The organism is Streptomyces beigongshangae, assembly GCF_019710745.1.
Classification (GTDB): Bacteria; Actinomycetota; Actinomycetes; order Streptomycetales; family Streptomycetaceae; genus Streptomyces; species Streptomyces beigongshangae.
Genome location: NZ_JAHKJW010000075.1, coordinates 17,241 through 31,768, shown reverse-complemented (window position 1 = coordinate 31,768; position 14,528 = coordinate 17,241). Strand labels below are relative to the sequence as shown.

Genomic DNA, 14,528 nt, shown 5'->3' with positions numbered 1-14,528 from the left:
CCGGCGGCCCAGGCTCCGGCTCCGGCCGCGAACCCGCGTCCGGCCGGCGCCCGTCCCGGCGCCCCGAAGCCCGGTGCCCGTCCGGCCGGTCCCGCGCAGGGCGGTCAGGCCGGTCCCGGCCAGGGCCGCGGCGAGCGCGGTGACAACCGCGGCGACCGTCAGGGCGCCCCGCGCCCCGGCGGCCAGGGCACGCGTCCCGGCGGCCGTCCCGCCGGCCCGCGTCCGGGCAACAATCCCTTCACCTCGGGCGGCTCCACCGGTATGGCGCGCCCGCAGGCGCCCCGTCCGGGCGGCGCCCGTCCCGGTCCCGGTGGTCCGGGTGCTCCGGGCGGCGCCCCGCGTCCCCAGGGCGCGGGCCAGGACCGCGGTCCCCGTCCGCAGGGCGGCCCCGGTGGCGCTCCGCGTCCCGGCGGCGCTCCCGGCGGTGCCCGTCCGACCCCGGGCGGCATGCCCCGTCCGCAGGGTGGTCCCGGTGGCGCTCCGCGTCCCGGCGGCGGCCCCGGCGGCAACCGTCCCAACCCCGGCATGATGCCGCAGCGTCCGGCTGCCGGCCCGCGTCCCGGCGGCGGTGGTCCCGGTGGCCGCGGTCCCGGTGGCGGCGGCGGTCGTCCCGGCGGTGCCGGCGGCGGTCGTCCCGGTGGCGGCGGCTTCGCGGGCCGTCCCGGTGGTCCCGGTGGCGGTGGCGGCGGTTTCGCCGGCCGTCCCGGTGGTCCCGGTGGCGGTGGCGGCGGTTTCGCCGGCCGTCCGGGTGGTCCCGGCGGTGGCGGCGGCGGTCGTCCCGGCTTCGGCGGCCGTCCCGGTGGTCCGGGTGGCCGTGGTGGCACACAGGGCGCCTTCGGCCGTCCCGGTGGTCCCGCGCGCCGTGGCCGCAAGTCGAAGCGGCAGAGGCGCCAGGAGTACGAGGCCATGCAGGCCCCGTCGGTCGGCGGCGTCATGCTGCCTCGCGGCAACGGGCAGTCCGTCCGTCTGTCGCGCGGTGCCTCGCTCACCGACTTCGCCGAGAAGATCGGCGCCAACCCGGCGTCGCTCGTCGGCGTGATGATGAACCTCGGCGAGATGGTCACCGCCACGCAGTCCGTCTCCGACGAGACGCTGAAGCTCCTCGCGGACGAGATGAACTTCGTCCTGGAGATCGTCAGCCCCGAGGAGGAGGACCGCGAGCTGCTGGAGTCCTTCGACATCGAGTTCGGCGAGGACGAGGGCGGCGAGGAGTTCCTCGTCGCGCGTCCGCCGGTCGTGACCGTCATGGGTCACGTCGACCACGGAAAGACCCGCCTCCTCGACACCATCCGCAAGACGAACGTCGTCGCGGGCGAGGCCGGCGGCATCACGCAGCACATCGGTGCGTACCAGGTCACGACCGAGGTCAACGACGAAGAGCGCAAGATCACCTTCATCGACACCCCGGGTCACGAGGCGTTCACCGCCATGCGTGCCCGTGGTGCCAAGTCGACCGACATCGCGATCCTCGTGGTGGCGGCCAACGACGGTGTGATGCCCCAGACGATCGAGGCGCTGAACCACGCCAAGGCGGCCGACGTGCCGATCGTGGTCGCGGTCAACAAGATCGACGTCGAGGGCGCCGACCCGACCAAGGTGCGCGGTCAGCTCACCGAGTTCGGTCTGGTGGCCGAGGAGTACGGCGGCGACACGATGTTCGTCGACATCTCCGCCAAGCAGGGCCTCAACATCGACGCCCTCCTGGAGGCCGTGGTCCTCACCGCGGACGCCTCGCTCGACCTGCGGGCCAACCCGGAGCAGGACGCGCAGGGCATCGCGATCGAGTCCCACCTCGACCGCGGCCGCGGTGCCGTCTCGACGGTCCTGGTCCAGCGCGGCACGCTGCGCATCGGCGACACGATGGTGGTCGGCGACGCGTACGGCCGTGTCCGGGCGATGCTCGACGACAACGGCAACAACGTCGAGGAGGCGACTCCGTCGACTCCCGTCCTGGTGCTGGGTCTCACCAACGTCCCGGGCGCCGGCGACAACTTCCTGGTCGTCGACGAGGACCGCACGGCGCGTCAGATCGCCGAGAAGCGCGCGGCGCGCGAGCGCAACGCCAACTTCGCCCGGCGCGGAGTCCGGTTCTCCCTGGAGAACCTGGACGAGGCGCTCAAGGCCGGTCTGGTGCAGGAACTCAACCTCATCATCAAGGGCGACGCGTCCGGTTCGGTGGAGGCCCTCGAGTCCTCGCTGCTCCAGCTCGACGTCGGCGAAGAGGTCGACATCCGCGTCCTGCACCGCGGTGTGGGTGCGGTCACCGAGTCGGACATCGACCTGGCGACCGGATCCGACGCCATCGTCATCGGCTTCAACGTCCGCGCCGCGGGCCGCGCGGCGCAGATGGCGGAGCGCGAGGGCGTCGACGTCCGCTACTACTCGGTGATCTACCAGGCCATCGAGGAGATCGAGGCGGCCCTCAAGGGCATGCTCAAGCCGGAGTACGAAGAGGTCGAGCTCGGCACGGCGGAGATCCGCGAGGTCTTCCGCTCGTCCAAGCTGGGCAACATCGCCGGTGTGCTGGTCCGCTCCGGCGAGGTCAGGCGCAACACCAAGGCGCGGTTGCTGCGCGACGGCAAGGTCATCGCGGAGAACCTCACCATCTCCGGTCTGCGCCGCTTCAAGGACGACGTCACCGAGATCCGCGAAGGGTTCGAGGGCGGTATCAACCTCGGCAACTTCAACGACATCAAGATCGACGACGTCATCGCGACGTACGAGATGCGCGAGAAGCCGCGCGCGTAACGCCTGCGGCTCGGCTCGACCGTGTGGGGTTGGCCGACGGGAACTGGTTCCCGTCGGCCAACCCCCGCGGGGTTTTCGGGGGCTCCGCGGAGAACTGTGTCCGCGGCCCGGTGGGGGCGAAAACCCCGTCGATCGGTACCAGGGGTTCGGGGTAACGTTCAAGTGCCCCGGCAGGAGGCTCGGCCGGGCCGCCTATCCCGTACCGGCGGGACATCCGGACACACACATGTACGTGGGGACCCTGTCCTTCGACCTCCTCCTCGGCGACGTACGGTCGCTGAAGGAGAAGCGCTCCGTCGTCCGCCCGATCGTGGCCGAACTCATCCGCAAGTACGCGGTGAGCGCGGCGGAGGTGGAGCACATGGACCTCCACCGCAGGGCCGTCATCGGGCTGGCGGTGGTCTCCGGCGACACCGGCCACCTGACCGACGTACTGGACAGGTGCGAACGGCTGGTCGCCGGGCACCCCGAGGTGGAGCTGCTGTCGGTGAGGCGGCGGCTGCACGGGGAAGACGACGAATGACGTGCGGCGGCAAGGACCGCCCGTACACGGACCAGCAAGGAAGCAGGGAGACGGACCAGTGGCCGACAACGCGCGGGCGAAGAGGCTGGCGGACCTCATCCGAGAGGTGGTGGCCAAGAAGCTGCAGCGTGGGATCAAGGACCCGCGGCTCGGTACGCATGTGACCATCACGGACACCCGGGTCACCGGGGACCTCCGGGAGGCGACCGTCTTCTACACGGTGTACGGGGACGACGAGCAGCGCGCGGAGGCCGCGGCCGGCCTGGAGAGCGCCAAGGGCGTGCTCCGCTCGGCCGTCGGCGCGGCGGCGGGCGTGAAGTTCACCCCGTCGCTCACCTTCGTGGCGGACGCCCTGCCGGACACCGCCAAGACCATCGAGGACCTGCTCGACAAGGCGCGGGCCAAGGACGCCCAGGTGCGCGAGGTCTCGGCCGGCGCCACCTTCGCCGGTGACGCCGACCCGTACCGGAAGCCGGAGGACGACGAGCCCGACGAGCCCGACGAGTCCGCCGACGGCACGGACGCCGACGCGGCGGACGGCCACGCGGCGCACGGCGACGGAACAGGCGGCGACGCCGCCAAATGACGCAGCAGCAGACGCCCGACGGCCTCGTCATCGTCGACAAGCCGTCGGGCTTCACTTCGCACGACGTGGTCGCCAAGATGCGCGGGATCGCGAAGACCCGCCGCGTCGGACACGCGGGCACCCTCGACCCCATGGCGACGGGCGTGCTCGTCCTCGGCGTCGAGAAGGCGACCAAGCTCCTCGGGCACCTCGCGCTGACCGAGAAGGAGTACCTGGGCACCATCCGGCTCGGGCAGAACACCCTGACGGACGACGCCGAGGGCGACCTCACCTCGTCGGCCGACGCCTCCGGGGTGACCCGGGACGCCATCGACGCCGGGATCGCCGAGCTCAGCGGCGACATCATGCAGGTGCCGTCCAAGGTCAGCGCCATCAAGATCAACGGCGTTCGCTCGTACAAGCGGGCGCGCGAGGGCGAGGACTTCGAGATCCCGGCCCGGCCGGTGCGGATCTCGTCGTTCACCGTGTACGACGTCCGGGGCGCCGTGGCCGAGGACGGCACGCCCGTGCTGGACCTGATCGTCTCGGTGGTGTGCTCGTCCGGCACGTACATCCGCGCGCTCGCCCGTGACCTGGGCGCCGGCCTCGGTGTCGGCGGCCATCTGACGGCCCTGCGGCGCACCCGCGTGGGCCCGTACAAGCTCGATTCCGCCCGCACGCTCGACCAGCTCCAGGAGGAGCTGACCGTGATGCCGGTGGCGGCGGCCGCCACGGCCGCGTTCCCCCGGTGGGACGTGGACACCAGGCGCGCGCAGCTGCTGACGAACGGTGTGCGGCTGGAGATGCCCGAGGAGTACACCGGCAGCGGGGCCGTCGGGGTGTTCGACCCCGAGGGACGGTTCCTCGCGCTGGTGGAGGAGCAGAAGGGCAAGGCCAAGAGCCTCGCGGTCTTCGGCTGACCCCGGCTGACCGGTCGCGCCGACCGGTCGCTTCGTCGTGGAGCGGCGTTCACGGGGTCTCCTGTGGGCGCCGCTCCACTGTCCCCCCGGTTCCCCCACTCAAGGGTGTGTCCACCCGTCCTCGTCCATTCACCCGTCCGGCCAGGCGCTCGGAGTGAACCAAGGGAGCGGAAGGGGGCTCGTTCGGCTCCGGATCCGTCGCGTCCGGTCCCCGCGCCTACCGTCGGACATCGAAGCGCCGAAAGCACGGTACGGCGCGCGCGGCGGGGAGGTTCGGAGATGGCGGGACGGAGCCCGGACGCCGGGGGCCGTCATCGGGCGCCGGACGTCGCGACCGCCCGGGGGACCAGCCATCCGGCACGGCAGGACCGGGACGCCGGCCGGGGAGCACCGGCTCGGGCGGGGGAGATGCCGGTCGGGACCGCGGGAACACCGTCCCGGGCCGCGGACGCGCCCTCCCGGGTCACGGGCGCGTCCTCCTGGGCGACAGGAGTGCCGGTGCGCGCCGCGGGGGCCCCGGCCGCCGCCTCCGCGTCGGCCGGGACCTCCGTGTTCGGCGGAGGCGCGCAAGCGTCGGACCGCGCCCTGGTGCGGATCCGTGACCTGGCCGGGCGGCCCCGCGGCACCGGCTTCGTCGCGGACCACCACGGCACGGTCGTCACCAGCCACGAGGCGGTCGACGGCCTGTCCGGCCTCGTCCTCCACGCACCCGACGGGAACCGCGCCTGCCCGGTCCCGGCCGACGCGGTCACCGCCCTCCCGGCCCTGGGGCTCGCCCTCGTCCACTGCGAGGGTCTGGGCCTCACCCCTCTTCCGGTCACCGTCCGGAACTCCGTGGAGACGGGCACGTACGTCCGGATCGCGGCGGGCGGCTGGCGGGAGGCCCGTGTGCTGGGCTCGGCCGCCGTGACGTACGCGGCGGCCGACCGCTGCCATCCGCTCCCCGCCGCGCTGGAGCTGGCGATCGGTACGGCGGGCAGTGACGCGCTGCGGCCCGGGGGCGGGGCGGCCGGGGGGCCGGTGGTCGACGCGGCCACCGGTGCGGTGGTCGCCGTCCTCGGGACGGCACTCCACTCCGGCCGGCCGGTCGGGGGCCTCGCCGTACCGCTGTTCGCGGCCGGCGCGGCGCCGGCTCCGGTCCCGGTACCGGTACCGGTCCCGGTACCGGCTCCGGTACCGGGACCGGTACCGGTGCCGGCGTCCGGCGGTCCGCTCGCCGAGCTGCTGGCCCGCAATGCCGCGACGGTGCCCGCGTACGGGGCCGACCTCAATCTGGCGGGCGTCCTGGAACTGACGGCCACCGTCGCGGCCCCGCCGGGCTCCGGCGGGGTCCCGCCCGTCGAACGGGCCGCGGTGGCGGCGGAGTTCACCGCGTTCACCCGGGGGCCGTACGGCGTCCTCGGGCTCGTCGGCGCGCCCGGCAGCGGCCGTACGACGGAACTGGCGGCCCTCGCCGCCCGGCGCAACCAGGGCGCGGCGCCGGCTCCGACCCTGTGGCTGCACGGAGCCGATCTGCTGGACACCGACGGATCGGTGGCCGACGCGGCCCGGCGGGCGCTGGAACGGGCGGGACGGATCGTGGCGGCCGGACCTGCGTCCGCGGCTGTGTCCGAGGGTGCGCCTGCGGCTGCGTCCGCGGGCGTGGGGCCGGGAAGCGCGGAGCCGGGTTCCGGACGGGCGCCTGCCCGGCTGTCACCCGCCGTCCCGCCGCCCGGCGGTTCATCGCCCGCCCTTGCGCCACCGCCGCGCGCGAGCGGGCTCGGAGACATCGGACCCGAGCGCCTGGCCCGCCTCGCCGGCCGGGCCGGGCGGCCCCTGCTGTTCCTCCTCGACGGTCCCGAGGAGATGCCGCCGGGACTCGCCCACCGCCTGCCCGAGTGGGCCGCCGGTACCGCCGGCTGGCTGCGGGAGCACGGGGTACGTCTTGTCGTGGCCTGCCGGGAGGAGTACTGGGAGCAGGCGGGTGCGGAGTTCCCGCCCGCGCTGCTGTACGGGCCCCGCCGGGACGCGGTCGGGGGACCCGGTGGGCTGCCCGCCTGCGTGCGCCTCGGGGACCTGGCGGAGGGCGAGGCGCGCGAGGCCCGGGCACGGTACGGGATTCCGGAGAGGGCCCTCGGCGGATCCGACGCGCGGCACCCCCTGACGCTGCGGCTGCTGTCGGAGGTGCGGGCCGCGCTGCCCGCCGTCCGGGCCGGCACGGTGGAACGGGACCAGGTCTTCGCGGCGTACCTCGATCTGATGTGCCTGCGCGTGGCGGTCCGGCTCGCGGCGGCGAACGGGCTGCGCGGGACGGCGGTGCGGCGCCTCGCGGCCAGGGTCGCCGGGCAGGTGCACGTGGCGGCCCGGCGCGGTCTGGGCCCGGGGGGAGGAGAACTGGACCGGCCGGGGTTCGAGACCCTCTTCCCGTGGGGGCCCGTGCCCGACCGGCGGCTGGGGGGATGTGCCGGGTGGGCCTCCGCCGTGCTCGCCGAGGGTCTGCTCGTACCGGCCGGGGACGGTTACCGGTTCGCGCACGAGGAGTTCGCCGACTGGATCCAGGGCATGCACCTCGACCTGGACGCGGCGTTCGGGACCCTGACGCACCACCGCGGCCCCGACGTGTGCGCCGAGTGCGGCGAACGGGATGGTCGCGACGGTTCCGGCCGCACGGGCGGGACCGGGCGGTCCGCCGTCCCGCGCCACCGCATCGGGGCCGTACTGCAGGCTCTGCTCTTCCTGCCGCGTCAACGCGGGGAAGCACGTCTCGCCCTCCGCCTGCGCGAACTGCTCGACGCACTCGACGGGCTCGTCCCCTCCACGGACGCGGACGCGGAGGCAGATACGGGTGCGGAGGCAGACGCGGATGCGGACGCCGGGGTCTGGTGGGCCACCCGGCTGCTCAGCGGCGTACTGCTCCGGGTGCCCGACGCGACCCCGTACCTCGGCGTGCTGCGGCATCTCGCCGGGCGGGTGGTGCGGTGGCGGGCCGCAGGACGGGCCGTGCCGGGGGAGTTCGGGCCCGGCTTCTGGCGCGGGCTGCCCCTGCCGCAGGTGCACCGCTTCGATCTGCTGAGGCGTCTCGTGGTGGCGGACGGGGCGCCGCCCACCGCCGAACCGCGCTACCTGGACACCGTGTCGGACCTCCTCGTCGCCGACCCGGCCGGTGTACAGCCGTACCTCACCCACTGGTTCGACGACGACCGCCCGCTCCCCGCGACCCCCGACGCCACCGTCGCGACCGCGGCCCAGGTCCTGCTGCACACGCACCGGCGCCGCGCCCCGGACGACCTCACCGAGGCGCTGGCCGACAGCGGGCACGCGCGCGCCGACGAACTGCTGGACGTGCTCGCGGAGGAGGAGCCCTCCGCGCTGTGCCGCGCGGTCCACCGCTGGGCGCACGACGAACGCCCGGCCCGGCGGACGGCCGCCGCGACGTACGGACCGCGGACCACCGCGCACGTACGCGCCGAGGTCGACCGCGAACTGCTGCGCCGTGCCGCGCTCGCCCTGCTCGCCCGCCGCGGCGACTGCACCCTGCACGGGAGCGCCCTGGCCCTGCTCGTCCGCGATCCGCACACGCGGGCCCGCCATCTGCCGCAGGCCCTCGCCCGGTTCAGGGCCTGCGACCCGCGGCTGCCCGCGAGCGCGCTCGCCGCCGCGCTGGCGACGCACCCGGGCCCGGTGCTCGCCGCGTTCCGCGACCGCCTGCGGGAACCCGGTGACGACGACGTGCTGCGCACGCTCGTCGAGACGACGACACCGCCGCTCGCCCGCCGTGTCGCCGCCCTCATGGGCGATGTCGCGGAACGGCGCCCGGAGACGGCCACGCGTCTGGCGGTCCACGTCGACCGGCGGCTGGAGCACGGGCCCGGCCCCCGCGCCGCGCTGTACCCCCTCGTCGCCGGACTGCTCGGCGCGGACGGCCCGCCGCGGGTGCGGGCCGCGCTCGCCGAGGTACTGGCGGCACCCGGCGCACCCGGACCCGGATGCATCGGACCTGGTGCACCCGAGTCCGGCGCATCCGGGTCCGGCCCCCTGCGGCGCGAGCTCCTGGACCTGCTGCTGGCGCACGAGCACGAGCCGGTGGTGCTGGACGCGCTGCTGCGGGCCACCGCGGAGGGCGCGGCCCGCAACGGCGGGGAACACACCCGGGCCCTGGTCCACACCGTCGGCCGCCTGCTCGCGCGCACCCCGGACGGCGCCGCCCGCTTCGACCGCGCCCTCGTCGACCTCGGGCGCCGGGTCCCCGGTTTCGCCCCGCTCGTCGCCGGCTGGCTGGCCGCCACGCCCGGGGAGTGGTCCACGGTGGTCGGACCCGGTACGGGCCGCATGGTCGAGGAGTTCACGGGAGCGCGGGTCCTGGTGTGACCCCCGTCCCCGCCGCCGGCACGTGCCACCGGTCACAGGGTCCATGCCGATGCGGGCCGGAAGGGCGCGGCATGGCACCCTTAGAGCTGCGTACGAGGCAGACACGGACACGGGTTCGACGAGGAGCGGTCACAGTGCAGCGCTGGCGTGGTTTGGAGGACATCCCCCAGGACTGGGGGCGCAGCGTCGTCACCATCGGCTCGTACGACGGCGTCCACCGCGGGCACCAGTTGATCATCAGGCATGCCGTCGAGCGGGCTCGTGAGCTGGGCGTTCCGTCGGTCGTCGTCACGTTCGACCCGCACCCGAGCGAGGTCGTCCGCCCCGGCAGCCATCCGCCGCTGCTCGCCCCGCACCACCGCCGCGCCGAGCTGATGGCCGGACTGGGCGTGGACGCGTTGCTCATCCTGCCCTTCACGACCGAGTTCTCGAAGCTGTCGCCCGCCGAGTTCGTGGTGAAGGTCCTCGTCGACAAGCTGCACGCCAAAGCCGTCGTCGAGGGTCCCAACTTCCGCTTCGGGCACCGGGCCGCGGGCAATGTCGACTTCCTCGCCGAGCAGGGCAGGACGTACGACTTCGAGGTCGACGTGGTGGACCTGTACGTGACCGGCGAGGCCGGTGGCGGCGAGCCCTTCTCGTCGACCCTCACCCGGCGGCTGGTCGCCGAGGGCGAGGTCGAGGGGGCCCGCGAGATCCTCGGCCGTCCGCACCGCGTCGAGGGCGTCGTCGTCCGCGGCGCGCAGCGCGGTCGCGAACTCGGCTATCCCACGGCCAACGTGGAGACGCTGCCGCACACCGCGATCCCCGCCGACGGGGTCTACGCGGGCTGGCTGCACGCGCAGGGCGAGGCGATGCCGGCGGCGATCTCCGTCGGGACGAACCCGCAGTTCGACGGGACCGAGCGCACGGTGGAGGCGTACGCCATCGACCGGGTGGGCCTCGATCTGTACGGGTTGCACGTCGCCGTCGACTTCCTGGCCTTCGTGCGGGGGATGGCGAAGTTCGACTCCATCGAGGGGCTGCTCGAAGCGATCTCGGACGACGTGAAGCGCTCGCGGGAACTCGTCGCGGTGTACGACGCCGAGCGGCCGTAGGCGCCGCTCACGTCGTCACGTCGTCGGGCTGTCGGGTCCGGCGGTTCCCGTGCCCGTGCCGTTCAGGGCGCGTGCCCGTGCCCGCGCCCAATGGCAGGCCACCTGGGAAGCGCCGGTGCCGTTCAGCGCCGGGAGGTCCTCCGTGCGGCACGCGGTCGCCACTCCCGCCCGCTCGGCCCCGCCGGCCGCCAGGACGTGGCAGCGGGGGTGGAAGCGGCAGCCCGCGGGGACACGGGACGGGTCCGGGGTTTCGCCGGTCAGCACGACCGGATCGCCGGGGGCCTCGGGCAGGACCGACAGCAGGGCCTGTGTGTACGGGTGCCGGGGTGCCCGCAGGACGTCCTCGACCGGCCCCGTCTCGATGATCCGGCCCAGATACATCACCGCGACCCGGTCCGCGATGTTCCAGGCGAGCCCCAGGTCGTGGGTGACCACCAGCGCGGACAGACCGAGTTCGGCGCGCAGCCGCAGCAGCAGGGCCAGCACCTCGCCGCGTACCGAGGCGTCCAGTGAGGCCACCGGCTCGTCGGCGACGATGAGTTCGGGTTCCAGGACGAGCGCGCCCGCGATGACGACCCGCTGGCGCTGACCGCCCGAGAGTTCGTGCGGATAGCGCAGGAAGAACCGTTCGGGCGGCCGGAGTCCGGCGCGCGACAGGGCTGTCGCGACCGCCTCGCGCTCGTCGCCCCCGTACGCGTGGATGCGCAGCCCCTCCGCCACCGCGTCGTACACCGTGTGCCGGGGGTTGAGTGAGCCGCTCGGGTCCTGGAGGACCAGCTGGACCCGCTTGCGGTACGCCTTGAGCGCGCGCGAGGAGTAGTCGAGGGGCCGGCCCGCGAAGGTGACCCGGCCCGCCGTCGGCGGGACCAGGCCGAGGAGCGAGCGCGCCAGNGGTACGCCTTGAGCGCGCGCGAGGAGTAGTCGAGGGGCCGGCCCGCGAAGGTGACCCGGCCCGCCGTCGGCGGGACCAGGCCGAGGAGCGAGCGCGCCAGCGTGGTCTTGCCGCAGCCCGACTCGCCGACCAGCGCCACGATCTCGCCGGGGTGGACGGAGAGGTCCACCCCGTCGACGGCCCGGGCCCGGCCGCTGTCGCCGCGCCGGGCGGGAAAGGTGACCCGCAGGGCCTCCGCGCTCAGCAGGGGAGCGGCGGACACCGGAGATACCGGAGGAATCGACTCGCCCGTCGTCATGGAGCACTCCTCGCCTCTTCCGTCCCCCCGGAGAACCCTCCGGGCTCCCTGGGGCCGACGGGCTTTTCCGGGGCGACGGGTTCCCCCGTGCCCGTGGGGTCCCCCGGGCTCACGGGCTCCGCCGTGCCGACGGGCCCCACCGGCCCCACGGGCCCCGTCGGCCCCGCAGAACCCGGCCGGTCCACGGACCCCACGTGCACGCAGGCTGCCCGGTGGTCCGCCGCAGCCGTCCGCAGCACCTGGTCCTCCACCGCGCACGAGTCCAGAGCCACCGCGCACCGCGGGTGGAACGCGCAGCCCGTCGGTAGCGCGGCCGGATCGGGCGGATCCCCCGGCAGACCGCGCGGCGCGAACCGCGACCCGGTGTCCCCGATCCGCGGGAAGGCCGCCGACAGCGCCTGCCCGTAGGGGTGCCGGGCGGCCTCGTACACCTGCCGTGCGGGCCCCTCCTCGACCACCCGCCCCGCGTACATCACCGCCAGCCGGTCACAGGTGTCGGACAGGACCGCCAGGTCATGGCTGATCATGGCCAGGCCCAGCCCCTGCTCCGACACCAGCTGCTGGACGAGCCGCAGGATCTGCGCCTGGATCATCACGTCGAGCGCGGTGGTCGGTTCGTCGGCGACGACCAGCCGGGGATCGCAGGCCAGCGCCATGGCGATCATCACGCGCTGCCGCTGGCCGCCGGACAACTCGTGCGGGTACGCGGAAGCCCGCGCGGCGGGGAGACCCACCTGCTCCAGGAGCTCACCGGCCCGTCCGCGCGCCCCCGCCGCGGTGGCCCCGCGGTGGTGCAGCAGGATCGGCTCGGCGATCTGGTCCCCGACGCGGTGCACGGCGTTGAGCGAGTGCATCGCGCCCTGGAACACGATCGAGGCCCCGGCCCAGCGGACCGCCCGTACCCGCCCCCACCTCATGGTCAGTACGTCCTCGCCGTCGAGGAGGATCTCCCCGCTCACCCGGGTTCCGGCCGGCAGCAGCCGCAGCAGGGCGAGCGCCAGCGTGGACTTGCCGCAGCCGGACTCGCCCGCGATGCCGACCTTCTGACCGGCGTCCACGGTGAGGTCCACGCCGCGCACGGCGGCCACTCCGCCCGGGTACGTCACTTCCAGGTTCCGTACGTCCAGCAGGTGCGGTGCGGTCGGCGCGCTCAACGGGCCACCCCCAGCCTGGGATTGAGGACGGACTCGACGGCGCGGCCGCACAGCGTGAAGGCGAGGGCCACGACGGCGATCGCGACACCGGGCGGCACCAGGTACCACCACTTCCCGGCGCTCACCGCGCCCGCCTCGCGCGCGTCCTGCAGCAGACCGCCCCAGGAGACGACGGTCGGGTCGCCGAGGCCGAGGAAGGCGAGGGTCGCCTCGGCGAGGATCGCGGAGGAGATGATCAGGGTCGTCTGCGCCAGCACCAGCGGCATGACATTGGGCAGCACGTGCCGTGACATCACGTGCCAGTGGCCGCCGCCCAGGGCCCTGGCGCGCTCGATGTACGGCCGTGCCTCCACGGCGAGGGTCTGCGCGCGCACCAGACGGGCCGTCGTCGGCCAGGTCGTGACACCGATCGCCAGGACGATCGTGCCCAGCGAGCGGGACAGCACGGTCGCGAGCACGATCGCGAGGACCAGTGTCGGCATGACCAGGAACCAGTCCGTGATCCGCATCGCCACCGTCGCGAACCAGCCGCGGAAGTGACCGGCCGTGATGCCGATGAGCGCGCCGATCGCGACCGAGAGGACGGCCGCGAGGAGGCCCACGAGCAGCGACACCCGGGACCCCCACACGACGAGACCGAGCAGGCTGCGGCCGAACTGGTCCGTGCCCAGCGGGAACTCGGCGCTCGGACTCTCCATGGGCTGCCCCGGCGCGTTTGTCACGCTCTGCACGTCGGAGCCGACGGTCAGCGGCGCGGTGAGGGCGACGAGGGTGAAGAGCGCGAGTGCGGCCAGGCCGAGGAGACCGGAGCGGTGGGTGCGGTACCGCGTCCAGAAGCGGACGGCGGAAGCGCGTCGCCGCTGCCGCGCGAGGGCGCGGCGACCGGCCTTCGCCATCGGTTCGTCCGGATCCGTCGTCGTCATCGGCCCACCCTGGGATCGAGCAGCGGATAGATCAGATCGGCGAGGGTGTTCATCACGATCACCGCGGTGGCGAAGACGAAGAACAGCCCCTGGACCAACGGGAGATCAGGCACGCTCAGCGCCTGGTAGAAGAGCCCGCCGAGGCCCGGCCAGGAGAAGACCGTCTCGACGAGGATCACGCCCGCGACGGTCCGGCCCAGGTTGATGAAGACCAGCGTCATCGTCGGCAGCAGTGCGTTCGGTACCGCGTGGCGACGGCGTACGAGGTCGTCCCGCAGGCCCTTGGCCCGCGCGGTCGTCAGATAGTCGCCGCCCATCTCGTCGAGCAGCGCCGAGCGGGTGATCAGCAGCGTCTGCCCGTACTCGACCGCCACCAGCGTCACGACGGGAAGGACGAGGTGGTGGGCGACGTCGAGGACGTACGCGAACCCCTCCTCGCCGCCGGACTCCATGCCCCCCGTCGGGAAGAGACCGGGAACGGGCCCTATCCCGACCGAGAAGACGATGATCAGCAGCAGTCCCAGCCAGAACGACGGGATCGAGTAGAGGGTCAGCGCCAGTCCGGTGTGGAGGCGGTCGCCGAGGCCGCCGTTGCGCCAGGCGGCCCGGGTGCCGAGGAGGACGCCGATCACCGTGTAGAGCACGAACGACGTACCCGTCAGCAGCAGCGTGTTCGGCAGTGCTTCGGTGATCTTGTCCATGACCGGCGCCCGGAACTGGTACGAGGTACCGAGGTCACCGGTGAGCGCCTTGCCGCAGTAGTCCGTGAACTGCTCCCACAGCGGTAGGTCGAGGCCGAACTCGCGCCGGTACGAGGCCAGTTGTCCGGCCGAGACCTGGCGGCCGCCCGTCATGAACTTCACCGGGTCGCCCGGGATCAGCCGGAAGAGGAAGAAGCTGGTGACCAGCACGGCGAGCAGGGAGACGGCCGCGCCGCCCAGCTTGCCGGCCACGTACCCGGGATACGCGGTGCCCCGTACCCGTGGTCCGCCGGTCCTCCCGACCGGCGAGGGTGTCGCGTCAGCGGTCATGAACGGCCCTTACTACTCGGCCACGCTCGGCTG

At 74.1% G+C, this 14,528-nt stretch carries 9 protein-coding genes and 1 pseudogene; 6 read left to right on the top strand and 4 right to left on the bottom strand.

What is annotated here, in order from left to right; all coding sequences use genetic code 11:
- From infB to KM933_RS34565, 6 genes are all read left to right on the top strand, one after another.
- A partial coding sequence (infB, locus tag KM933_RS34590) for a translation initiation factor IF-2 (protein WP_260334601.1) occupies positions 1-2,748 on the top strand: 2,748 nt, incomplete at its 5' end.
- Between the two features lie 226 nt (positions 2,749-2,974).
- Positions 2,975-3,271, top strand: coding sequence for a DUF503 domain-containing protein (locus tag KM933_RS34585; protein WP_149515329.1), 297 nt, complete (start codon positions 2,975-2,977; stop codon positions 3,269-3,271).
- A gap of 58 nt (positions 3,272-3,329) precedes the next feature.
- Positions 3,330-3,857 (top strand): 30S ribosome-binding factor RbfA, encoded by a 528-nt coding sequence (rbfA, locus tag KM933_RS34580; protein ID WP_221360056.1) that lies wholly within the window; start codon positions 3,330-3,332, stop codon positions 3,855-3,857.
- Positions 3,854-4,756 carry a tRNA pseudouridine(55) synthase TruB gene (gene truB / locus KM933_RS34575; RefSeq protein WP_221360054.1) on the top strand — a complete coding sequence of 301 codons (903 nt, stop codon included), beginning with the start codon at positions 3,854-3,856 and terminating at the stop codon, positions 4,754-4,756. Before rbfA ends, truB begins: the two co-directional genes overlap by 4 nt.
- Positions 4,757-5,248: 492 nt before the next feature.
- Entirely contained in the window at positions 5,249-9,103 is a 3,855-nt protein-coding gene (locus KM933_RS34570; protein WP_430727407.1) for a trypsin-like peptidase domain-containing protein, read from the top strand.
- A 134-nt stretch (positions 9,104-9,237) separates the two neighbouring features.
- Entirely contained in the window at positions 9,238-10,197 is a 960-nt protein-coding gene (locus tag KM933_RS34565; protein WP_221360052.1) for a bifunctional riboflavin kinase/FAD synthetase, read from the top strand.
- A gap of 15 nt (positions 10,198-10,212) precedes the next feature.
- Here the strand turns inward: KM933_RS34565 and KM933_RS34560 are convergent.
- The 4 genes and pseudogenes from KM933_RS34560 to KM933_RS34545 form a co-directional block, all read right to left on the bottom strand.
- Positions 10,213-11,387 (bottom strand): annotated as a pseudogene (locus KM933_RS34560) (oligopeptide/dipeptide ABC transporter ATP-binding protein).
- A complete protein-coding gene (locus KM933_RS34555; protein WP_260334599.1) occupies positions 11,384-12,541 on the bottom strand; it encodes an ABC transporter ATP-binding protein in 1,158 nt (385 codons plus the stop codon). Before KM933_RS34555 ends, KM933_RS34560 begins: the two are co-directional and overlap by 4 nt.
- Positions 12,538-13,464, bottom strand: coding sequence for an ABC transporter permease (locus tag KM933_RS34550; protein WP_221360050.1), 927 nt, complete (start codon positions 13,462-13,464; stop codon positions 12,538-12,540). Before KM933_RS34550 ends, KM933_RS34555 begins: the two co-directional genes overlap by 4 nt.
- The gene (locus KM933_RS34545; RefSeq protein ID WP_221360048.1) at positions 13,461-14,495 is read right to left on the bottom strand and encodes an ABC transporter permease; all 1,035 of its coding nucleotides are present in this window, start codon (positions 14,493-14,495) and stop codon (positions 13,461-13,463) included. Before KM933_RS34545 ends, KM933_RS34550 begins: the two co-directional genes overlap by 4 nt.
- Positions 14,496-14,528: the final 33 nt, after the last annotated feature.